16 protein-coding genes are annotated in these 24,734 nt (G+C 39.3%); 2 read left to right on the plus strand and 14 right to left on the minus strand.

What is annotated here, in order from left to right:
• Positions 1–2: 2 nt before the first annotated feature.
• The 3 genes from H7U17_RS13190 to H7U17_RS13200 form a co-directional block, all read right to left on the minus strand.
• Positions 3–1,763, minus strand: coding sequence for an arylsulfatase (locus tag H7U17_RS13190; RefSeq protein WP_186757204.1), 1,761 nt, complete (start codon positions 1,761–1,763; stop codon positions 3–5).
• A 379-nt stretch (positions 1,764–2,142) separates the two neighbouring features.
• Entirely contained in the window at positions 2,143–3,078 is a 936-nt protein-coding gene (locus H7U17_RS13195) for a metallophosphoesterase family protein (protein ID WP_186757205.1), read from the minus strand.
• Positions 3,079–3,240: 162 nt separating this feature from the next.
• Positions 3,241–5,802, minus strand: a complete 2,562-nt coding sequence (locus H7U17_RS13200) for a M1 family metallopeptidase (RefSeq protein WP_186757206.1) — start codon at positions 5,800–5,802, stop codon at positions 3,241–3,243.
• Between the two features lie 363 nt (positions 5,803–6,165).
• On the opposite strand from H7U17_RS13200, the gene H7U17_RS13205 reads away from it, so the two are divergent.
• On the plus strand, positions 6,166–7,500 hold the full coding sequence (locus H7U17_RS13205) for a YfcC family protein (RefSeq protein WP_186757207.1): 1,335 nt from the start codon (positions 6,166–6,168) through the stop codon (positions 7,498–7,500).
• Between the two features lie 111 nt (positions 7,501–7,611).
• Here the strand turns inward: H7U17_RS13205 and H7U17_RS13210 are convergent, their stop codons facing one another.
• From H7U17_RS13210 to H7U17_RS13225, 4 genes are all read right to left on the minus strand, one after another.
• On the minus strand, positions 7,612–9,858 hold the full coding sequence (locus H7U17_RS13210) for a S9 family peptidase (RefSeq protein ID WP_186757208.1): 2,247 nt from the start codon (positions 9,856–9,858) through the stop codon (positions 7,612–7,614).
• A gap of 268 nt (positions 9,859–10,126) precedes the next feature.
• The gene (locus H7U17_RS13215) at positions 10,127–10,315 is read right to left on the minus strand and encodes a hypothetical protein (RefSeq protein ID WP_186757209.1); all 189 of its coding nucleotides are present in this window, start codon (positions 10,313–10,315) and stop codon (positions 10,127–10,129) included.
• 562 nt (positions 10,316–10,877) lie between these two features.
• On the minus strand, positions 10,878–13,652 hold the full coding sequence (locus H7U17_RS13220; RefSeq protein ID WP_186757210.1) for a M16 family metallopeptidase: 2,775 nt from the start codon (positions 13,650–13,652) through the stop codon (positions 10,878–10,880).
• Between the two features lie 166 nt (positions 13,653–13,818).
• Complete coding sequence (locus H7U17_RS13225) at positions 13,819–14,301, minus strand: GyrI-like domain-containing protein (RefSeq protein WP_186757211.1); 483 nt, start codon at positions 14,299–14,301, stop codon at positions 13,819–13,821.
• A gap of 193 nt (positions 14,302–14,494) precedes the next feature.
• Here H7U17_RS13225 and H7U17_RS13230 point away from each other — a divergent pair, with 193 nt between their 5' ends.
• Positions 14,495–16,156, plus strand: coding sequence for a M1 family metallopeptidase (locus H7U17_RS13230; protein ID WP_186757212.1), 1,662 nt, complete (start codon positions 14,495–14,497; stop codon positions 16,154–16,156).
• A gap of 108 nt (positions 16,157–16,264) precedes the next feature.
• On the opposite strand, the gene H7U17_RS13235 is transcribed toward H7U17_RS13230, so the two are convergent.
• The 7 genes from H7U17_RS13235 to H7U17_RS13265 form a co-directional block, all read right to left on the minus strand.
• Entirely contained in the window at positions 16,265–16,678 is a 414-nt protein-coding gene (locus H7U17_RS13235) for a protein-disulfide reductase DsbD domain-containing protein (protein WP_186757213.1), read from the minus strand.
• Positions 16,679–16,703: 25 nt separating this feature from the next.
• A complete protein-coding gene (locus tag H7U17_RS13240) occupies positions 16,704–17,258 on the minus strand; it encodes a TlpA family protein disulfide reductase (RefSeq protein WP_186757214.1) in 555 nt (184 codons plus the stop codon).
• 62 nt (positions 17,259–17,320) lie between these two features.
• Positions 17,321–19,636 (minus strand): ethanolamine ammonia-lyase subunit EutB, encoded by a 2,316-nt coding sequence (gene eutB / locus H7U17_RS13245; RefSeq protein WP_186757215.1) that lies wholly within the window; start codon positions 19,634–19,636, stop codon positions 17,321–17,323.
• A gap of 209 nt (positions 19,637–19,845) precedes the next feature.
• Complete coding sequence (locus H7U17_RS13250; protein ID WP_186757216.1) at positions 19,846–21,006, minus strand: iron-containing alcohol dehydrogenase; 1,161 nt, start codon at positions 21,004–21,006, stop codon at positions 19,846–19,848.
• Positions 21,007–21,241: 235 nt separating this feature from the next.
• The gene (locus H7U17_RS13255) at positions 21,242–23,044 is read right to left on the minus strand and encodes an acyl-CoA dehydrogenase family protein (protein ID WP_186757217.1); all 1,803 of its coding nucleotides are present in this window, start codon (positions 23,042–23,044) and stop codon (positions 21,242–21,244) included.
• Between the two features lie 40 nt (positions 23,045–23,084).
• Complete coding sequence (locus H7U17_RS13260; RefSeq protein ID WP_186757218.1) at positions 23,085–23,438, minus strand: four helix bundle protein; 354 nt, start codon at positions 23,436–23,438, stop codon at positions 23,085–23,087.
• A gap of 77 nt (positions 23,439–23,515) precedes the next feature.
• A complete protein-coding gene (locus H7U17_RS13265) occupies positions 23,516–24,691 on the minus strand; it encodes a thiolase family protein (RefSeq protein WP_186757219.1) in 1,176 nt (391 codons plus the stop codon).
• Positions 24,692–24,734 lie beyond the last annotated feature (43 nt).

Genomic DNA, 24,734 nt, shown 5'->3' on the forward strand with positions numbered 1-24,734 from the left:
TATTAATACTCCAGTTTTTCTATTTCCACCCAAAAAGGCATGATGTTTTTTCCTCCCTTTGCGTAGAATGGGATCAAATCACCCTCCATTTTATCCAAGTTTACATTATCCATTACAATCATATCAGTCTCCTCCGAATTCTTGGATTGAAATACTTGAGCTCCTGCTTCCAGCACCATCCTTCCACCAGCAGGAATAGGTTTAATAAATTTATATCGTATGCTATATCTTCCTTTTTCCACTTTCACCCTCCATTTGCCATAAACCTCCTCTTGATTCCATATTCCACGTTCTCCTCCAGCATCATTCCTGTTAAGCACCACTGGGTTTTCTTGCTTACTTCCTACAGAGATAAAAGGTTGGTTTTGGATATGCTCCGATTGAATCAATTCCTTATAAATGGCCTCCAGTTGCTTTTTCATATTTTGGGCCACCGCAGGGTATTCCTCATTAATATTATGACGCTCATAGGGATCTACTCCCATATCGAAAAGCTCAAAATCTTTCCAATCGGAATTAAAATCTGTATGGGCCACCAATCTATAATCGCCTTGTTGTAAAGCCATATTTTGGAACAATTCAGGATACCTTCTGGTCCAATAAAAAAACAGGGGCCTATCCTCCCAAGCCACCTTTTCTCCCTGCATCAGCGGCAATAAACTTTTTCCGTCAATTACACGATCTGTTGGCAAGTCTGCCTGACATAAGTCTGCTAAAGTAGGCAACACATCCATATGCACAGCGCTTGTTTCAATGTCCATATCCCCATCGAAAGCTGCTGGATATTTCAGATAAAAAGGCACCCTAACACCCCCTCTATAAACATCACCCTTTTTTCCACGCATGCCAGCCAAATAGCGCATTTGCTGTGGGCCATTATCTGTCATAAAGACCAAAATAGTATTTTCCTCTATGCCCAAATCCTTCAATTTTCTGAATAAGCGCCCCAAATTATCATCGATATTGTTCACCATTGCATAAACCTTACGGGCATCCTCCTTATCCTTCTCACTCATATCCCTGTATGGCTTTTTTTCTTCATCAAATCCAACTGAGGGGTCAATATCCTTATACTTTTCGAAATACTCATCAGGTACCTGCAAGGGTGTGTGTGGAGCATTGAAGGCCAAATAGCAGAAAAAAGGCTGATGGGAATTATCTTCAATAAACTTTATGGCCTCCCCAGCAAAAATATCCGAACAATACCCCTCGTAGGCTTCCTGCTGACCATTATGCCAAAGAACCGGATCAAAATAACTGCTGTCTCCTTTAAAGTAAGTGGTAAAATCCCCTACCTGTCCCATTCCTCCAGACAAATGGATCAAAGATTCATCAAAGCCCTGATCATTTGGTCGCGATGGATGGTTGTCACCTAAATGCCACTTTCCAAAAGCCCCTGTTTGGTAGCCAGCATCTTTGAGCATTTCTGCCAAAGTGATTTCCTCCGAGGCCATAATGGCTCCTCCATTATAAGTATCCCTAATTCCTGTACGAAGTGAATATCGTCCTGTCATCAAACTGGACCTTGTTGGCGCACAAACCGGAGAAACATAAAATTGGTTAAAGCGAATGCTCTCCCTTGCCAACTGATCAATATTTGGGGTCTTCACATAAGGGTTGCCTGTAATACCAAGGTCACCATATCCTTGATCATCCGTGATGATTAATATTACATTTGGTTTTTCCGGGGACTGTGAAAAAAGTTTATTCGGAAATAATAAAAGTACTATACCAAAGAGCAGATAGCCAAGATAGTTTCTCATAAGGTTATTTTGGTCAAATTAATGTTTGACAACCAATTTAAAGAAAATCAGCTAAAGCCCTATGATAAAGCTATTATAAACGATTGGCATGCTTGTTTCGGAGTATTGAAACCATCCAAGTCAAAAAAACCATAGCTCCAAAAAGAAAACTTAATGCATAGAAAAGTACATTATAGCTAATCAGATAATTGGTATGATCAATCAAAATGCTCAGTTGTTTTTCCTTAAAGCTCGGAACAAATGATAATATCCCGCAAAGCAAAAATAAGATGGCAAAATATACTTGGGGTTTATTCCAATTTTTCATTTCCATTTTATTGATCTATTTTTTGTTATTTGCTTTAGAACCCCAAATATTGAAATTTAGTTTAGCCCATGTCTATAAGTTTTTCGAGTGCTTTGCCCTTTTCATCTTATGACCACTGGCTTTTTTGAAACCAAGCAGGTTGATTCCCTTTTTGTCTATTTCCAAAATGGAAAAGCTACTATTCTCTAATCCGCTCCCATCCACCATAGCCAATTGAGTCACGTAATGAATTCCTTTTTGACGCTCAAAACGTTCTTCATGCACATGTCCTTGAAAAACCGCCATCACCTTTCCAGATTCCTCCAAAATATCCTTCACTCGCTGATAATTATTGACATGCATCTGGCTTTTTCCATGAAAATATTCAAAAAGTGGATGGTGGCAAAATACGATGGTAGGCAAGGAATTACTTTCAAGATCTGCCTTTAGCCATTCTAATTCAGCCTCAGGGATATTGGTATTGGTCCAATCAACGCCGTCTTTATAAAAATGGTCTCGACCATCCTCATGATAATTGGCATCCAAAACGATAAAATGCATCCCTTTCTGATCAAAGGAATAATAGCTCTTGTCCTTAGCAATCCCTGTGTTTTCTATATGGTCCAGAAACTGTTGTTTTCGAATGCTGTCTACATCGTGATTACCCAGACAGTGGTACCTTGGCCCATTAAATTGAGCATAAACGGACTCAATATCTCTTAAAAATTTAAGCGTATCCTCCTCTCGCTGATTTAAATCCTGATCTTTAAAGTCTCCCAAATGCATGATAAAATCCACTTTTTCATCATTCATCACTTCTATGAATTCACTCATTTTATCCAATGACTCCCTATAGTATCGCGTGCCTTTTGCCTCTGCATCCGCATAGTGGGAATCCGTCACCAAGCCTACTCTGATGTTCTTACCCTTTCCAATCAGGTTGAAAGAAGATAAAAACATACCCCCTGCAAAGGCACTTGAAAGTTTTAAAAACTTCCTTCTGTCGATATAATAATGAGCCTGTTTCATTAAAGCAGTTTTTTTAGACTATTTAATCAAGATGTCTTCCAAAGATAAAATCATTTTTGATCGGACATCAGATTACTGTCTCAAGAATATCAAAAATAATCTTATCATAACAATGAAAATAAAGCATCCCTTGAAATCAATTAGTACTTAGCTAATAATTACCTACTGGCTATTTACCCTGACCAAATCATCTGATGCCTGCATTAACTTTTTCCACAACACTGGATTTAAATCTGGATTATCATCGAGAAATTCGTTTAGAATCCTATGAGCTTTCGGAGAGCTATAACGGCCTATGGTACTGTTCAGCCAGGCCTTAGGAAAGAATATATCCCCTGTCCTTTGCACTTCATCCAGTAAATCCAAACTCGCACGTAAGTACTTGATGCCACTTTCTTGTCTAAGGGGATGGTGGATAAATGACAATGCAGTACTCACCCATGCTTCCTTCTCCCTGTTCTCTGCCTGAGCAAAACCCAAAACCTTATTGTCCCTTGTGCTTATATTTGCTGACAAGGCTGGTAAAAGAAATTCAAACCTCTCCATCTTATCAGGATTGGTGATAGCATCTTTAGTGATTTTGATGATTTTTTCGGTCTTGGGGTGTTCAAAAAGTACCAGCTTCATGGCTAATTCTGTATAATCATCCTCATTAAGATTCAAGTTGGGAATCACAGTTTCCTTACTCCATATTTTGTACAGCTGTTCCTTGGCATCTTTACTGTATGCTAATGAAGAATAAAGGCTAAAAAGGGTCTTTTTTACATTGGCGGGCGATTCACCATTTAACCTATCATAAAGCACCGCTATCAATTCTGGTTGAACAGCATTTCTCTCCTCCTTGGAAAGATAAGCCCAAAAGAGATTACTGAACTGCCCACTGATATTTCTAATCAACAATTCATTTTCCTCTTCCTTTAATCCTTCTATACGCAAACTGATAGCTGCTAGTGGGTTCAGGTTACCAGAAAGAGTGTTTTCATAATTATTGATATATGCCTGCGCCCTAGCAACATCATCCTCTAATTGTGGAATGAACTCCAACTCAACCTCACGAACAGGAAATACCCCGTAGCCAAAACCATCTGAATTATAAACAATAGATTGAGGCTTTTTGGCTCCAATTGCTTCCTGTAATTGCACCTTACTATCCCTCATATCAAAGGTGTAAACCTTTACATTATCATTATAAATAAGGCTAATCTCAAAGACCTGTGGCCAAAAATGATCACTTCCATCCTCTGCATATTGGCTAATCTCAAAATCGGAAATCAAACCTTGTTCATCATACTTGATATTGTCCTTAAAAATGGGTCTCCCACTTTGGTTTACCCAAACTTCACTCCATTGATCAAGATCTATTGCTGTTCTCTTGTCTAGTATACCCACCAAATCTGCCCAGGTAGCATTTCCATATTGGAAGGTTTCCATATATGCTTTAATACCCTCCTGAAACCCCTCCTGTCCAATAAGTGCTTCCAGTTGACGCATCATGATAGGCGCCTTATGATATATGATATTGCCATAAAGGGTTCCTGAGTATTTCAAATTTTCCAGTGGCTGTTTGATAGGATTGGTACCTTGAGTTCTATCCTCAGCGTAGGCTGCAGGATAATGACTCACCAAAAACAATAAATCATGGTTAATATCAGGAAAAGAAGGATTAACAATTTTGTCAGCCATAAAATTGGCAAATACCTCCTTCAACCATACATCTTCAAACCAGTCCATGGTCACCAAATCCCCAAACCACATGTGTGCAACTTCATGCGAAATTAGTTTTGCCCTGCCTAGTAACTGGCTATCAGTGGCAGTTTCATCCAAAAACAAACTCGGTTCTTTATATTGAATGGCTCCCACATGTTCCATTCCTCCATATTGGAATATCGGAATAGCTGCAAAATCCAACTTCTGAAAAGGAAAGGGAAAAGCGGTATAATCCTCCAGAAAATTAATGGACTTTTGATGGAGCTCAAAAATCTCAGAAACTGAGCCCTTCACCTTTTCTGGGTCGGTTTCCCTGTACAACAACTCCATATCAAAGCTTCCAGGATTTTCCTTGGCCTTTTGAAACTTACCAGCCACAAAGGAAAATAGGTAGGTACTCATTTTATCCGTCTCCCCAAACTGGTGTTGGATACTTTCACCCTTCGCTGATTGGCTGAACTCAGGAGCACCGCACATAACCTCCCAGTCCTTAGGGGCAGTAATGTTCAGCTGATAGCTGGCCTTAATATTCGGCTGGTCAAAACAGGGAAAAAGTGACCTTGCCCTGTCGGGAACCAAAAGCGTATAGAGATATTCCTCATTTCTGTTAAGTGAATTTTCCCCAGCAATGAATTCTATATAAACTTTATTGGCTCCCTTATTCAGATTTTCAGCTGGAATTTGGATATGCTCCAGTTGATGGACTATGGCTACACTGTCCCCATTCACCTTGATACTTTTGAGATTTTTGGTGGCTGCACTAAAATCAAGAAAAATATCTTCCTTTTTCCCCAAGACAAAACTCAAATCCAAAACAGCCGGAATTGGTTTATTTATCTCCACAGGAATATCAAAATCCATGGTGTATTTGACCTCACTGATTAGCTCTTTTCTAGTTTCAGCAAAATTTTGGGAAACACCATCCTCAAGTGTAAATTCTGAGTTTTGTGGTTCACAAGCCATAAGCAGAGACAGTAAACTTAATCCAAAGCCAAATTTGGGAATAATAGGGTTCATATTTTATGTAAAAATTAATGCTTAAATAATCAATCCCGAACTTATAGAATTCTGTGAATTAATTCTTCACCATCAATAAAAAACTTCCCAGAAGCGGATCTTAGGTTTATTTTAATCTGATCTCAATATTCAAATCAAAGATAAGTACCGCTGTGTATGTTCAGGGAAATCGTTTTAAGCCAATGATGTTATTTAAATCAAGGTGCCAGACCGAGCGGACCTGTCTAACCACCAGTTAGTGCCGAAGTCCAATGTTTAGCCTGGGCTGACATCAAATTTTTGATAGTTTAAAAGCGATACCCCTGCGTATATATTAAACTTTATGGATTATTTATTAATTTATAATATCCAACCCGCCTGAATATGAGAAAATTCCCTAATGCCCTCGTCATTATGCTGGGCTTTATTCTTTTTGTAAGTATTCTAACCTATTTACTGCCCAAAGGGGAATACCAACGGATAGAAAACCCCGATCTCAGCTATGTTACTGTGGTTCCTGATTCCTACAGAGAAATAGAAGCTGAACCGTTAAAAATCGGGCAAATTCTATTATCCATTCCTGAAGGTATTATTGGGAGAGCGGAATTAATTGCACTAATACTCCTACTCGGAGGTGCTTTTTACGTGGTGGATAAAACTGGGGCATTTAGGGATGGGATACATTATATAACCGAAAAACTTACGGGAAAAGAATCCACGGCCTTGGCGGTGATTTCGCTATTATTCACTACTGGAGGAGCCCTCAATGGACTTCAGGAAGAAATAATTGCCATGACCCCAGTATTGTTATTTTTTGCCCACCGTTTAGGCTATAATGCCCTAGTAGCTGTAGGAATCAGCTATGGATCTGCAGTGGTAGGTTCTTCCTTTAGCCCCATGAATCCCTTTGCTGTAGGAATGGCCCAAAAGACGGCTGAGTTACCGCTTTTCTCTGGAAGTGTTTATAGGATCATAATTCTTGTTTTGGCCTATATACTTTGGACAGGCCTGATCATTCGTTATGCCAATAATAATAAAGTAGAAAAGCTAAAGGAAGAATCAGACGAAAAGCATAAGATGAAAGCCAGGAATATCGTAATACTTATGCTTACTGCCCTGGCCTTTATCATAGTTATTTATGGACTGTTAATATTGGATTGGGGCTTTAATGAAATGTCTGCTGAGTTTTTTGTTTTGGGAATTATTGCCGGTCTTGTGGGCGGCTTGGGTTTCAATGGAACAGCAGAGGCATATATTTCAGGTTTTAAAGAAATGACCTTTGCGGCGATCATAATGGGTTTGGCTAATAGCATTACCCTGATTCTTAAACAGGGCTTGATTATAGATACCATCATTTATGAACTGTTCACCCCATTACAGTATTTCCCAAAAAGTTTTGCTGCTGTTTCCATGTTGGTAGCCCAGGCAATACTACACTTTCCTGTCCCGAGTTATTCAGCCCAAGCCATCATGACCATGCCTATACTGGCCCCACTGTCTGACCTAGTTGGAATCTCAAGACAGGTATGTGTGCTGGCCTATCAATATGGTGCAGTAATGATGGATATGATTATTCCTACCAATGGTGCCTTGATGGCCATTATAAGTGTTGCGGGCATTTCTTTCAATAAATGGTTGGGCTTTGCGCTAAAACTGACCTTGATAATGCTGGCCTTAGGAGCATTGGCTGTAATTGTGGGGATTTATATTGGATATTAATTATATTCCAAAGAAAAAATAATGGCCACGACTCAGCTCGGACAGACAAAAAAGATGTCTACCGTATGGAGTCGAGGCCCAAATAATTTTAATAAATATTATAGGTATCTACTACTCATTGACCGGAGTATGCTTCATCAAATAGTTGGTCAATAACGTATACAAATGTTTTCTTGTGTTGGCTCCTTCATAAATCCCATGAGAACGGTTTGGATAAGCCATCATCTCAAATTGCTTGTTTTGCCGGATCAATTCATTGACCAATAACTCCTGACTTTGGTAATGCACATTATCGTCATTGGTACCATGCACTAATAATAAATTCCCCTGCAGTCCATTGGCATAAGTAATAGGTGAACCATTAAGGAAATCCTCGGGATTTTCCTGAGGTAATCCCATATAGCGCTCTTGGTAAATATTATCATAGATCAATTGAAAGGAAACTCCTGCTACAGCCAAACCTGTTTGGTAAATTTCAGGGTACTTGAAAAGCAGGTTTTGGGTCATGGAACCTCCACCGCTCCAGCCCCAAACTGCCACTCTTTCTGGATCTATAAAGTCAAAAGTCTTAAAAACTTCTTTGGCTGCCTTAGCCTGGTCATCTGCATTGATCACTCCCACTTTCCTATATATACTCTTTCTCCATTCACTGCCTTTCAAACATGGTGTACCTCTGTTGTCCATGTCAATAATTACATAACCCTTTTGCGCCAGCATGATATTCCAAAGACCAACAAAATTATCAGTAGCCACAGCTCCCCAAGGCTCTCCATAAACATGGAATAATACAGGATATTGCTTATTTGGATTGAAATCTACCGGCTTGATCATTCGGCCATCTATCGCTATATCACCCTCAATATCCACTTGGAAAAACTCCACCTCAGGCAAGTCAATGCTTTCTAGTTGCTCCTTATATTCCAAATTAGCTTCCATGGTTCTCACTTCATCATGCTTCTTCAAACCAATCAAATGATAAGTATTTGGAGACAAAGCTTCGCTGTGGCTTAAAATAGCGTATTCACCATTAGGTGCACAGTTATAAACGTTGATTCCAGCAAATTCTTCTGGAGTTAGTCTACTGCTTTTTGCCTTACCTTTTAAGTCTACCTTATACAAATAACGCTGTGCGGTATTCTCTGGTGAAGCATGAAAATAGATTTCCTTATCAGTCATACCAGCAATGCTAGCCACATCAAAATCAGTAGGTGTGAGCAAAGTCTTTTTTCCACTAGCAATTTCCACCTTATAAATATGTCTCCAACCATCATTCTCTGTCATACGTAGGAATGCTAAATTTCCATCCACCAGTTTCAGGTCATTTTCTTCCCAGCCACCTGCTGATACGTCAGGATAATAAATGTCTACCCAAGTATCCTCATTCTCTGAATAAATTTCTTTGAGCTCCTCAGTTTTTACATCATAAGTCCAAATTGTTAACTTATTCTGGTGCCTGTTCAATTGTTGGATCAACAAGGTTTGCCCATCTATCCATTGCATCCCAGGCAAATAATTTTGAACAGAAGATCCAGGAACCGGAACCCAACGGATTTCATCTGTGGCTAAGTCCACCACACCTATTTTCACTGAAGATGGATCCTGACCTACCTTTGGATACTGTAATGGAATTGGCTTAGAATAAACAGAATCCGTATTATTGATCATATAGAAAGTTCCCACATTGGAAATATCAAAGTTCCAAAAGGCCAGCTGCTCTCCAGATGGACTCCAACGAAATCCATCACGGGCCCCAAACTCTTCCTCATAGGCCCAATCAAAGGTTCCATTGATGATATCTTGACCTCCTGTATTGGTCAACTGGGTAACTTTGCCTGTTTCAAGCTCCTCCACATAAAGGTTGAAATCATGCACATAGGCGGCCTTGGATTGATCTTCGGAAAATTTGGCAAACATCAACGAAGATGCTGGAAACTCCTTACCCAGTTGATTCAGCTCTTTGGTCTCCAAATCCAACACCCAATAATCCCCTTTGGTATTAGCACGCCACACCCTTGAGGAATTGGTAAAAATCAAAAGTTTGGATTTATCCGGACTGAAATTGAAGCTTTCCGTGCCAATAGTCCTATCTGATCCCTCAGGAATCAAATCTACAGCTTCCACCAGTAGACTCCTTTCTCCACTTTGAGTGACATATTTTGCAATCTCAGGTTGACCGGAAGCATTTCTCTCCACTACAGCATAAGCCTCTCCTTCATCTACCCACTGCAAGGTAGGAAGACCCTTTTGAGAGAATTCTCCAGAATAAATGCGGTCTATAGTTAGTTGGGAATCTTGGGCAATGGAAAAAAATGGCAATGAAGCCATCAGCCAAGCCATGATCAATAATCTCTTTTTCATCAGTTTATTTGGTATTGGTTAAAAAGGCAAAACAGGTCAATAATAAAAATAGCCAAATAAACCTTAAGAATCTAGGCAAAAAGAGCTCAGGGATAGTTTTGGTTAATTATGTACAAACTATTGGTAATTTGGTTTTATTAGGATGTACTCTCTCATCACCTATTGAGAGATAGGCAAAATTGTCCACTGATCCAAAAACTAATTTAAATATCAGGGAGGCTAAATACTAATTTTCAGACCATCCCAAATAGCAATTTTGATATGAAAATTACTTGATAAGCTTTTTGAAAACTTTTTTATCCTCTCTTAAAATCTTATTTAGGCTGTGAGAAAAGCGAAGGAGTTTGGTCTTGTGTTTATCCTGATTATCTGTCACTACATCTAAATCTTCAAAGATCTCGCTAGGTAGTTTATCAATGATTTTGTGAATTTCGGAATTAATTTCTTCTCTATCCATAAATGCAAATATAACATTTTTCAGAATAACAGGAAGTCAATGTCAATACAAACACGGATATATAAAAATATATTATTTTGAAAAAATAACAAATACACAATTAATATTATTAATAAACATATTTTTACAATATTTTACATATTTCAAAATCACAAACATATTAAATGAAATATTTATTATTTTTTATATATTATATTTAACAAAACATATAAATAATATAATACAACCTTCTTTTTAATACAATTTTAAGGATAAATCAACCATAGGTTCAAAGTTATCTTGGTCTGATAAAATGGTTGATTCGCCAGATATTGAAAAACTTTCCAAAATTATATTTTTATCCCTTTTTTAGACAAATTTGGCTTTTTGGAGTGTTTAATTAGGTAAAACCTTATTATAAAAAGGATTCTACGTGTTCCGCGAAAAGGTCTCAAAGATGCTATTAAGAGCGCAAAGGGAACAGTAGGGATATGATAAAGGTCTTTTCATCCTTTACCAGAAATTAAAAAGTGCCTGATCCTAATAAGAACCAGGCACTTAATGATTTAATCAAAACACTTCATCATTTGTCCCCCTCCTGAGGAATTTTAGGCATCTCCTTTTTAACTGGATTCCCGTCGGTATCAATCTCCACAATCTGATCAAAGCCCAAGCTTTCCAACTTATCTATTATTTTTTCCTTATCTCCTACCACAAACCAATTGACATTTTCTGGTTGGACTACCTGCTCACTTACTTTCTTCACATCAGAAAGGTTAAGGTTCCTAACATTGGCATCATATTTCTGATAATAATCTTCAGGAAGATTGTACTTCACCAAATTATACAAAGATCCATTTACGGATGAATTGGTCTCCCACTGGCCTGGCAAAGCCAAAACTTGGTTGTTTTTAACTTTTTCCAATTCTTCTTCAGTAGCTGGTTTGTCACCTATAAATTGTGTCAACTCCTTTTTCAATTCCTGAATGGATTCGGCAGACTTATCTGTTTGAACCGGCGCATAAACCAAGAAAGGACGCTCATGCTCTGCATTCAATACCAAACCAAAGGCCCCATAAGCCCAGTGTTTATCCTCTCTTAAATTCATATTGATGCGGGAAGTAAATTCGCCACCGAGAATATTGATCATCTGCTCACGGGCGATTTCAGAAATATCCCCATACTTATCAATTAAGTTTCCAGCAATGATCACAGATTGCTGGGATTCTGGCCTGTCCATCAAATACAGTGTATTCTTGGTATTAGTTTCAGGTTTCTTGAAGCTTATGTTGGGCACATTCCCTTTCTTCCAATTTTTGAAAACAGCTTCCAATTTAGATTTGAGCTCTGCCATTTCCACATCACCAGTAATCACCAATGTTGCATTATTAGGTTTGATCCATGTCTGATAAAAGTCCACTATATCATCCCTGCTCAGTTCGGCAACCGTATTTTCATATCCTGTTCCTGAATAAGGATTACTATATGGATGATTTTCACCATATAAATACCTATTCATTACCCTTAGGGCCATAGGCACTGGTTGGGATTTTTCACGTTTGATATTATTCAGCTGTTCCTGCTTCAAGCGCTCAAACTCCTTCTCGGCAAAGGCCGGGTTAAGCACTACATCAGCAAAAAGATCCAAGCTTTCATCCAAGGTTGGTTTTAAGGTGGTCATGCTGACAGAAGATATATCCATATCGGACCCTGTATTCAAGCTGGCACCGAGCATTTGTAATTTTTCACTGATCTCCAGTGTCCCCATATTTTTAGTTCCCTCATCCATAAGGTTCATGGCCAATGAAGCAGTACCGGCTTTAGACAAATAATCCGATTTATATCCAGCATCAAACATTAAACTCATGGCCAAGGTGGGAACTCCTGTCCTCTGAGCAAGAATGATTTTCATCCCATTTGAAAGTTCAGCTTTTTGAAGGTCAGGGAATTTGGAACTTTTCGGCGCCCCCAAAGGTGGCAATGATGAGCGATCTACTGCCCCCTCACTAACTGTATAATCAGGGAAGGGATTACATACCAGTGTATGTTTGCCTTGGCTCAACCATTCTTTGGCTGTGGCCTTAACATCAGCTACAGTCGCTTCTTCCACATATTGCAATACCGTTTTATAATAAGATGCATCCCCAAAATAGGTTTCATTAGAAGCTAAAATATCAGAAATGCCTCCAAAACCACCAATACGTTCCATTCCTTTAATAAAATTGGCAAAATAAGCCGCCTTTACACGTTTGAGTTCCTCTTCAGTCGGACCTTCATTCACCAACCTTTCTATTTCCTGCATCATGATTTTTCTGACTTCCTGAACATCCTCCCCAGGCCTTACATTGGCATAAGTGATAAATCGGCTCGCGATTTCTGATGAGGCTTGGAAAGCTTGCACCTGACTAGCCAATTGATCTTCATAAACCAACCTTTTGTATAATCTACTGCTCTTACCACTACTCAGTAAGGCCGCAATCAAATCAAAATGAATATCCTCCCTATCCCCGAACTGTGGGCTATTCCATGCAAAAAGCACCCTACTTTCTGGTACACGGTCTTCATAAACCTGATAGGAATCCCTGGCATGTACGGGAATATTTACTTCTTGTCGCTCCACCGTTTGACCGGCCGGAATATCACCAAAATATTTCAACACCCTTTGATAAACATCATCCGGCTCTATATCTCCTGCAATGGCTATCACAGCATTGGCAGCACCATAGTAGGATTTGAACCATTCATGTACATCATCGACAGTAGCCGCATTTAAATCTTCCATTTCTCCAATGACCGTCCAAGAATATGGATGTCCTTTAGGATACATGGCTTTGGTAATATAATCCCACTGCATACCATAAGGTTGATTTTCACCTTGCCTTTTCTCATTCTGCACCACTCCCCGTTGCTCATCCAACACTTCCTGATCGATAACGCCCAATAAATGTCCCATTCTGTCGGACTCTAAAAAGAGGACTTGATCCAAAGCCGCTACAGGCACATTTTGAAAATAATTGGTACGATCAGTATTGGTGGTTCCATTTACATCCGTCCCGCCTATCCTTTCTATAGCCTGAAAGTAATCATCGTCAAAATTTTCAGAGCCATTGAACATCAAGTGCTCAAATAAGTGGGCAAAACCACTCTTTCCGGGTTTTTCATTTTTGGATCCTACATGGTACCAAACATTGACGGCTACAATTGGCGCTTTATGATCTTCATGTACCAAAAGCCGCAGACCATTTGGCAATACATACCGTTCATACTCAATATTAATATCATCGGCTTTAAAGGTTTGGGCAATGGTCGTTCCCATACAGCCTATTAAAAATAATAGGACAAATACTGATTTTTTCATAATAGAAAAGCATTTAGGTTCATACTGGCATAGGTGTACCTAATATAAAAAATAAGCAGCTTGAAATCAGTATTTTAAGATAAATTATTAGTTAATCAAGAATTCGACGGATAAAATGAATAGATAAACATAAGCTCCGCACAACAAAAATTGAGAAAGTCGATTATTACTTTTCTACAACTGGAACCCAAATCTCCTCCTCAGAATTGGGATCATCATTTTTGTATTTATCTCCCATTACTGCGAAATGAGGACGCTCGTCCAATTGGTATTTTGATTGCGGCAACCAAACATTAAAAATATATTGATAGGTTTTAGCCCCTTCACTAGCGAGTCCCTTATGGACAAAAGCGGCATATAATCCTTCTGGAGTAGTTAGGGCTTCCATACCTTCAGGAAAAGTATATCCAATTGCCACCTCCACAGCTGCCCATTTTTGAAAAACCAAAGAGGGATCATAAGCCTTAAAATAATCTTCTGGATAAACATCTATGGAAAAAAGCTCATTTCCTAAATGAACTTCCAGTTCCTTCCTTCTCGGCATAAATCTTTTCCAGAGCTCAAATGTTTTATTCTCAGAAAGGGACATGTTTAGATGCATTCCTATAAAATGCTTTTCTTGACTATGAATAATCCTAGGGCCTTGCATTAGATTTTGTAAATTATGGGTTACTATGACAAATATGAAATGAATTGAAATATTCTACCTATATCTTTATCAGGTACGAAAATATTCTTTTCCATGCCACTTAACACATTTATAAAAATTACGTTCTCTCATATGGTCAATAAAAAGTACCTTAGTAAACTTAAAGTTGAATAGAAACCCAATTTTAATGGATATGAAATGGATAAAACAGCTGCCTATAGCAGCTTTACTACTTTGTAGTCTATCTGCAAATGCCCAACTTTTTCCTCATGATGGAGCATTCACCAGACAGGACACTTTAAGGGGTTCTATCACCCAAGAAAGGGCCTGGTGGGACCTACAGCATTATTTATTGGATATTAAGGTAGACCCTGAGAAACAATCTGTCTCGGGAACCAACACCATGACCTATCAAGTCAAAGGAGAGAAAAAGAAGCTCCAGATTGATCTTCAGCCTCCTATGAAGCTAAGTAAAGCTGTTCAAAATGGCAAAGAACTTGAAATAGAACATGATGGTAATGCACATTTCATCAGTTTAAAAGAAGAACAAACTATTGGTGAAAATTATGAAATCACTTTCCACTTTTCTGGAAGACCTACAGTAGCTATTAGACCTCCTTGGGATGGAGGACTCACTTGGCAAAAAGACAGTAATGGTCTACCATTTATCGCCAATGCCAATCAAGGTATAGGGTCAAGCGTTTGGTGGCCTAATAAAGATCATCCATCTGATGAACCGGATAATGGTGCCATCATAAAAGTAGAAGTGCCCAAGAATTTAATGGATGTCTCCAATGGTCACCTCATCAAGACCGAACGCAACAGAAAAGCCAATACAAAAACCTACACCTGGAAAGTGGAAAACCCCATCAATAATTATGGTATCAATATCAATATCGGGGATTACGTTCATTTCTCAGAAAAATACCAAGGAGAAAAAGGTGAACTGGATATGGACTATTATGTCCTGCGTGAAAATCTCTCAAAGGCCAAAAAACAATTTAAGGATGCTGTCCGCATGATGGAAGCCTTCGAATATTGGTTTGGCCCTTATCCCTTTTATGAAGATGGCTATAAATTAGTGGAAGTCCCTTATTTAGGAATGGAACACCAAAGCTCTGTAACCTATGGAAATGGCTATGAAAACGGCTATTTGGGACGTGATCTAAGTGGTACTGGCTGGGGCTTGAAGTTTGATTTTATTATCATTCACGAATCAGGACATGAATGGTTTGCCAATAATATCACCAATAGAGATGTGGCTGATATGTGGGTGCATGAAGGTTTTACCGCCTATTCTGAAAGCCTGTTCCTAGATTATTTCTATGGCACTGAAGCTGCTAGTGATTATGTTTTGGGCACACGCATGGCCATCAATAATGACCGTCCGATAATTGGAAAATATGGGGTCAATTATGAAGGTTCTGGAGACATGTATTATAAGGGAGCTAACCTATTACATACTATCAGGCAGATCATAAATGATGATGAAAAGTGGCGTGGAATACTAAGAGGCCTCAATAGGGAATTTTATCATCAAACGGTCACAAGCAGACAGGTTGAAAATTATATCAGCGAAAAAGCAGGATTAGATCTTAGTACAGTCTTTGATCAATACTTAAGGAACACCAAAATCCCAGTATTCAGCTATACAGTTAAAGACGGTGCAATCTCTTACCGATGGGAAAATTCTGTATTAGGCTTTAATATGCCTGTCAAAATATGGATCGACGGAAAGGAAAAATGGCTAAAACCAACAACGGAATGGAAATCACTTGAACTTGAATCCAAGCAAGCTAATATAAAAGTAGACCGTAATTTTTATGTAGCAAGCATGGATATATTAGGAAAATAACTCCATTCCTAATCAATAAATTTGCCCTGTAACTATTAAAAAGTTACAGGGCTTTTTTTTACCTTTTTATATATATTTCTGAAAATCCACTAGCGACCTAAATTAACGCTAATCAATATTTAATAAGAAACGGAAATTAAGGGTTCGTGGAAAGAAACATTTGTATTCATTACATGCTTGATAATGCATTTTTCCTCTAATTGTATAAACGCCTGCAGGCCTATGGGAAATTGGATACTTCACCGTAAATTTTCCTGAAAAAACCTGTAGTTCTTTTTCACTTCCCTTCAACCTCATGATTTTTTGATTGGGATATTGAGGTGGACTTACTTCTAATTTGGCTGGCCAATCAATGGATATTTTAGTAGGTATCAAATTAGGGTCTGTTAATTTATTTGCCTGAATATGCATATCCGGATCAATCTGAAAAACAAGTTCAATAAATTCAGCATTGGCATTTAAGTTTATTTCTTGCGATAAAAATGTCAGCCAATGTTTTTCCTGAACTGTATTAGAAGACAACAAAAACAATGCAAGACAGCATAAACTAATCCTCCTCCAAGACCTCATCCAATTTAGCCTTTAAAGCCACAAGCTTAGCATCAAAATTTTTGGAATCCAAAAGAGACATGAACCTGATTTTTCCCTCTTTATCGATCAGCATATTGGAAGCCAACATTACTTCATCCCTTGCCAAATCCGGTAAAGCATCTTTTGGGGCAAAACTGGCAGCGACTTTTCCATCCTCATCCAGTAAGACCGGAAAGGTAAAATTAAATCTATCTTGAAGTTTCTCCTTTACCAATCCTTGGGGTTCCTTCACATCTATAATCAAAACCTTTACATTTCTATCCTGATAATCTTCAGCTAATTCTTGCAGATAGGGGGCTTCTGCATTGCAAAAAGGACACCAGGTAGTAGCTATATGTAGCACCAAATAACTCCCTCTGAAATCTTCATCAGTAAAAGTATTGCCTTCCAAATCTACCAATGAAAACTCAGGCAGACTCATGCCTTCCTCATCCACGGCTTCTGATTGTCCAAAGCCTATTAGCGGAAAGCCAATAATAAAAATCCATATGACAAAACACCTATAATTCATTGATAAACAGTAAACTATACAAAGTTAACTGTTTCCCAATAAAATTAAAAGTTAACTAGTTATCAAGTCCACTTAGCGATCATTTGTCCAAGAATATTTACTGTTTCTTTAGCAGCCCTACCTGGTACCAGTGAACTATCGGATATTCCAGAAACCACCCTGGAAATATTATGGTCCACCTCCCCTTTATTAGACCAGACCCCAGATGGAGCAGCTGTAAGATAAACTGAAAAATTATGGTGTCCAGACCCTGGCCTTTCACCTATAATATGCAAAATACTTTTACAGGAATTTGGCTCACTTTCATTTCCAAACAATAATTCACCACAAGCATAACCTGCGCGAACCCGGCCATGACGGATGACAATATTTTCATCTGAAATAGTATATCCCTCACGCTCCAAGGTACTTTTTAGCATTCCCAGGAATGTCCCTAAATGTCCTTCGTCCATCAAAGCCCTAGCATTTAACCCATCTGAAATCACCAGTTGTAAGTCTGGGCTATTTCCCTTCCATTTGGATTTTATTTCTCTAAGACTTTTTATTGCTTCCTTGCTTAGCTGCTCACCTGATTCTGGATGATATACATAATCTTTTCTGTCGATAGATTGGGTAAGGATAGGCACTGCAGACGGAATTCCCTTGACGAAAATCTCTGGCATCTCTGTCCATAAACTTACCTTTGCATCCTCATACAGTTCATCCACCTGTTTGGCCAACTGTGGTTCCAAGTCCCATATATTCTCTCCATAGCCTTCAGCAATAGGCACTCCCCTTTCTCTAATGGCCACTATTTTTCGCTTGCCATCGGCAAAGATTTCTTCGCGACTTCTTAGATCTCCCTTTGCCAAGCAATATTGATAATATACCCAAGTAGGGTCACCAAAGTGAACAGTAGGTTTATTGTCACTCCCAATCACCCCTATTCTTTTAAAGAAATCCCACATGGCATCGTTGACTTTATAGCCAAACTGCTCACGGACTTTGACATGATTGTTAAAGCCAGTGGTCAAATAGCTGAGCATTGGGTCATTTTTGGTCGGCAAAGCCATCAAATAAGCAGGATTGGCCGGCATGATCTGTTCAATGCACCAATCCAAATCATTGAGGTCGACATCCATATGCAAAGTAGAACACACATCTAGACCAATGCATAAGCCATGTAATTTGCCCATAAAGGTATCCTCAAGGCAGCATCTGACTAGCTGTTCCTTGCTTTTAAAAACTTCAGGGCCAATAAAACCGGCCACATCATTTACATGTACCCAAGGAATTTGATCTTCGGTTTTTCCTTCCTCCATTTTTGCTTTTAGGGCCCGAATAAACCCATACTTCCTGGATTCATGCAAGACCATATCGAAGCCCTCACCATGTCCATTGGTAAAATCTGCCCCTTGACCAGTCTCAGCATAAAGGCCATATTGTCCGTCTCGCTTGGCCAGATGGTCCATCATTTTATCAATGCTCACATCAAAGGTCTTATTGGCATTCACGGTTCCTGCCAAACTCTGAAACCAGATTCCAGTAGTTCCAGGCTGTTTTTCTTCTACTTCAGCCTGCACATCTATATGCGAGAGCACACAATTTGGCATGGTGCTTTCCAAGCCAAAAGTGGTCAAAATATCAAAAAGAGCTGCTTCAATTTTGGCTACAGAATCCACCTCCGAGGAAACGGGGTTAGTTCCTAAAACCAAATCGCCTACCCCATAGGACCAGGCATCGAAAACCTGCCAAATGATATCTTCTGGATTATCGGTAGGGGAATTGGGCTGGACCCTTGCACTCATATATCCTTTACTGCCAATTTTACTATTGGGCAATGGATTGAAAACTTTTTGGCTTATTTGTATCAACTCGTCATTACTCATGAGTTTGGCCACACAGCCAATCACATCGCTGCTCAGACCTGGCATGATCTCTTTTATTGCCCTTTCATCATTCTCAAGCAAAAAATCCTTGAGCTCTGCCATGGTCCAGCTGTCCAGTTCTGTTCTCTTTGCTGAATCAGTGGTATTCATGATCAAATCAAGCTGATCATCCTTATAAATTACATGCTTATTGATCTCACCCAATGGTGTATTTCCTAAGAGCGTGCGAGCATGATTTCGGGAAGCCCCATCTTTGGCAGCTATGCCCAAGGTTTGGTCACCTTCTTTGAACTCATTGGCAGCGCCAAGCAATTGCCTATAAAGGTCTAAATTATACTTTCCCGATTTTCTATTGATATAACTAAAAAGATCTTCACCATCCAAGGGAGCTGAAATATCCAAAGGTTTTAAACTAGGTTTTCCTTCCCTATTAAGAATAGTAAATCCACTAAATAAAAGCATGGAAGAGCCTAATATGCCCGATTGTATCAAAAATTCTTTTCTGTTCATGACACTAATGTTTGTAAATAAGGTGGGTATTATAGCAGGTATTTTAGGCTTAAATAAATGAAATATCCATTCAATTATTCTCTTTTCAGTCAAATAATTTAGCAAATTCAATCCTAATTACATAGAATCATAAAAAGTAAGTTAAAAAAATACCCTGAAGAGAAATAAATCTCTTCAGGGTAAATAACCATTGTTTTGTCTCCACTTTGCTAGTAAGCCGACTCTACAATTTTCTTAACATCCTCCGGTGAAATATCCTTATGTTCTCCAAGTCCAAGCCAACCTCGATCAGTAAATCTTGCCGCAATTTCTTGGGCAGTTTTGCTATAATCATCTACATAAGCAGAAAGCTTAGTCTCAATTCCTAAAGAATGGAAAAACTCATCCGTTTTCTGAATCCCTGCATTAGCCTTTTCCCCTTCACTTCCCTGAGCAACTCCCCAAACTCTTTCGGCATACTGGGCAAGCTTTGCCTTTTTCTTTTCAAAATTGTACTGGTAATGACTGGAGGTAAGGATAGCCAAAGTTCTGGCATGATCAATCCCATAAAGGGCTGTTAATTCATGTCCCATGGCGTGAATGGCCCAGTCGGTAGGTACTCCTTTTTGGATCAAACCATTCAAGGCCATGGTGCATGACCACATAAAATTTGCTGCCGCATTATAATCTCCTGGATCTTGCATTACTCTTGGTGCCACTTCAATTAAGGTTTGTAGTATACTTTCTGCAAATCTGTCCTGTAAATAGGCATCCGCGGGATAGGTCATGTATTGTTCCAAGACATGAGTAAATGCATCGGCAATACCATTGGCAATTTGTCTTTGGGGAAGAGATTTCACAACTGTTGGATCCAAAATTGAAAACTGTGGAAATAAGCCTGGCCCGCCCATACTTAGTTTCTCTTTGGTGATTTTATTGGAAATAACGGAACCCGAATTGGACTCAGAACCAGTTGCAGGAATGGTTAAAACCGTTCCAAAGGGCAAGCCTTTTTCTGTCCTGATTTTCTTGGCCAAAATATCCCAAGGTTCCTCACCTTCAAACAAGGCAGCAGAAGAAAGGAATTTGGTTGCATCGATTACCGACCCACCTCCTACAGCCAACATATAGGTAATATTTTCTTTTTTAATTATCTCCAAAGCCTCCAACAGACCAGCATATTCTGGATTGGCTGGAATTCCACCAAACTCAATTAGCTCATAATCCTTTAAGGCTTCTTTTACTGATTCGTAAATTCCATTCTTCTTAATACTACCACCTCCATAGGTCATCAATATTTTCGCTCCAGAAGGAATTTCCTCAGCAAGCTTTTGCATTTGCCCTTTTCCAAAAATTATTTTTGTGGGGTTTTTAAACTCAAAATTTTGCATATCAGTTACTTATCAATTTTTGGTAATTATCTTATAATTCTATACTATTTTTCATAGCATATTTAGAACAATCATAAACCTGTTTAGTTCAAGGAAATTGATCTTACTTAATAAGTTGGCGAAGAATATCCTCTCGGCTTAACCATTAACACTAAGTATAAAAAAGTCCCGCGTCTAAGACAGCGGGACAACATTTCTAAACTCAAATCTCAAGACTTTCTATACCTTACTCATTTTACTCAAAATAAGCGTACTTTCCTTTTGAGATCATATCATCTGCTATTTGCCTTCTTAGCTCCTTGGTATTATAAGGGTCCATTTTGGTAAAGCGTTTTAGCCCCATCAACATCACTTTTTGCTCATCTCCTGAAGTGAAAGCTGCAATGGCTTCTTTGCCTGCAGATTGTATCTTATTGACTGCCTCGGTTAAGTAAACTTGCACCATAGCAATTTGCTGCTTGCATGCCTCTTCCCCTTTCAAGCCTACTCTCTTCTCAGTTCTTAGCAAAGCTGATTCTACAGCATATATTTCAATCATGATATCAGCCAAGTTCATCATGATTTCCTGCTCTTCCTCTATTTTCGCTTGCAAACTTTGTGCAGCCTTGCCACCTATCATCAAAAATACCTTTTTCAATTTTTTCAAAACAGCCTTTTCTGCGGCAAATAACTCCGAAGTATCTATAGTTTCAAAGGATGGCACAGAGGTCAATTCCTCAGAAACAGCCTTTGCTGGATCAAAAAGGTTGATTTCACCTTTCATTGCCCGCTTCAAGAGCATGCCCACCATCAACATCCTGTTGATTTCATTAGTACCTTCATAAATCCTGGATATCCTTGCATCCCTATAAGCACGTTCCATAGGTGCATCCGCCGAATACCCCATACCGCCATAAATCTGTACCCCCTGGTCTACTACATAATCTAAAACCTCTGAACCATGGATTTTGGAAATGGCACATTCCATGGCAAACTGCTCCACTCCTTTCAATTTGGCTTTATTGACATCCATGCCCTCAGCAATCAAGGCATCTATACGATCTTCAATATTCTGTCCCAATCGATAGGAAAGGGATTCACTGACATAGGTCTTAGCTGCCATTTCTGCCAATTTAGATTTTATGGCACCAAAAGTATTGATGGATAAGCCAAATTGCTTTCTTTCAGAAGAGTAAGTCAGGGCATTTTTTAGCACCAACCTGCAACCACCCAAAACACCTGCGCCCAATTTAACCCTGCCTATATTCAGGATATTTACTGCGATCTTAAATCCGTTTTGTCGATCGGAAAGCATATTTTCAACAGGCACCTTGCAATCATTGAAAAATACCTGACGGGTGGAAGAACCCTTGATTCCCATCTTTTTCTCCTCCTCGTTCATGGTAATTCCACCAAAATCTTTTTCTATGATAAAGGCTGTTAAGTTCTTATCATCCTCTATTTTGGCAAAGACGATAAACAGGTCCGCAAATCCTCCATTGGAGATCCACATCTTCTGCCCATTAAGCAAATAATGTTTACCATCTTCGGTGAGGGTAGCTTTGGTCTTTCCACTATTGGCATCGGATCCAGCATCTGGCTCTGTCAGACAGTAACAGGCAGCCCATTCCCCAGTCGCGAGCTTGGGCAGGTATTTTTCCTTTTGCTCCTCGGTACCATAAAAGAGGATCGGCAATGTACCGATACCCGTGTGTGCACCATAGGTAGTGGAAAAAGATCCTGCAGCACCCATTATATCTGCAATCAACATGGAAGTATTGAAACTCATACCCAATCCTTGGTAAGCTTCCGGAACAGAAATGCCCAGCAAGCCCAGTTCACCGGCTTTTTTAAGAATGCCCGGTACCAATTCAGGATCCTTCATACTGTCGATCTCTTCTACCTTGCTTAAGATCTCCGTATCGATAAAATCCTGGCAAGCCTGCGCCATCATGCGCTGCTCCTCTGAAAATTCCGCAGGAATAAATATGTCCTTGGCTTCCGTTTCCCTAATCAAAAACTCCCCGCCGTTGATGGTATTTTTCTTTGTTGTTTCCATGTTATTTTAGATTTTAGATATAAGACTTTAGACACTAGACCTAGTCTTCAAATTTTAAAATCAGTGTATAAAGCATCTTTTGCAACTCATTGATTTCTTCTGAAAGTATATCAAAATCATTACTTTCAATAAATTCAAGGTCTTTTGCTACAATTAGTTGGGTTTCCAACTCACAAATAGATCCGTGGGAAACCGCCAAAAATTGAGCAAACTCTCTATCACTTTTTCTACCAGCTCCCTCTGATATATTGGAAGGGACTGAAATAGCACATCTTCTAATTTGAGATGTTAAACCAAACTTTTCTTCGGAAGGAAAAAATCTTGAAACCCTATAAATCTCTACTGTCAATTTAATTGATCTTTGCCATACTTTAAACTCTTTATAGTTATGCATAACACAATTGTTTTTGTTAAAAAATAATGTATCAACTTTGAAAATTAATCTCAAATCTAGTGTCTCAAGTCTAGTGTCTACCTCAACAATTCAACCACCCCAGCTACTCCTTGACCACCTCCTACACAGGCAGTGACCATGCCGTATTTTTGTTTTCTTCTGCGAAGTTCATTGATCATCTGAACAGTAAGTTTGGCTCCGGTACATCCTAGTGGATGCCCTAGCGCAACAGCTCCACCATTCACATTGACTATTTCAGGATCCAAATCCAAAGAGCGGATCACTGCCAAGGCCTGTGCGGCAAATGCTTCGTTGAGCTCCACCAAACTGATATCATTCAAGCTAAGCCCTGCCTGCTTAAGTGCTTTTGGAACTGCCTCCTTCGGTCCAATCCCCATAATTCTTGGATCCACACCAGCAACAGAATAGCTCACCAACCTTGCCACAGGTTCTAAGTTAAGTTCCTTAACCATCCTTTCGGACATCACCAGGGCAAAGGATGCCCCATCAGATGTTTGCGAGGAGTTTCCGGCTGTCACCTGCCCTCCCTGTTTAAAAGCAGGTTTCAGTTTGGACAATACATCCATATTGGTTCCAGGCCTTGGCCCTTCATCAGTATCTACCGTATAGGTTCTTTTTTTCCTTTTGCCGGATTCATCGACATAGGTTTCTTCCACTTGTATAGGGACAATTTCATCTTTAAACCTTCCTTCCTTGATCGCATTGATGGCCCTTTCATGTGAGGTTACTGAAAATTGATCTGAATCTTCCCGAGAGATATCATAGTCTTTAGCCAGCTCTTCTGCTGTTAAGCCCATACTGAGATAATAATCTGGATGTTCCTGGGCAATCTTCCAGTTAAGGGAAGTTTTATAGCCCATCATAGGCACCATGGACATGGACTCAGTTCCACCTGCAATGATGCAATCTGCCATTCCAGATTTGATTTTGGCAGTAGCCAGGGCAATCGCCTCCAGACCTGATCCACAATAGCGGTTGATGATGAAACCAGGCACCACCTTTCCCAAAGCCATCAGGGAAATCATCCTTCCCATCTGCATGCCCTGTTCTGCTTCAGGTACTGCATTTCCTACGATCAAATCGTCTACCCTACTTGGTTCCAGTCCAGGTGTCTGGGCCAATAAATGTTTGATCACATCCGTAGCCAGATCATCCGGCCTATAAAAGCGGAAACCACCTTTCTTGGCCTTTCCCACTGCTGTTCTATATCCGTTTACTATATAAGCTTCCATGTTGTTTTGTTTTAAATTTCATTTGTTTTTATAGAACAAAGAA

The sequence above is a fragment of the Echinicola salinicaeni genome, from assembly GCF_014280965.1.
Classification (GTDB): Bacteria; Bacteroidota; Bacteroidia; order Cytophagales; family Cyclobacteriaceae; genus Echinicola; species Echinicola salinicaeni.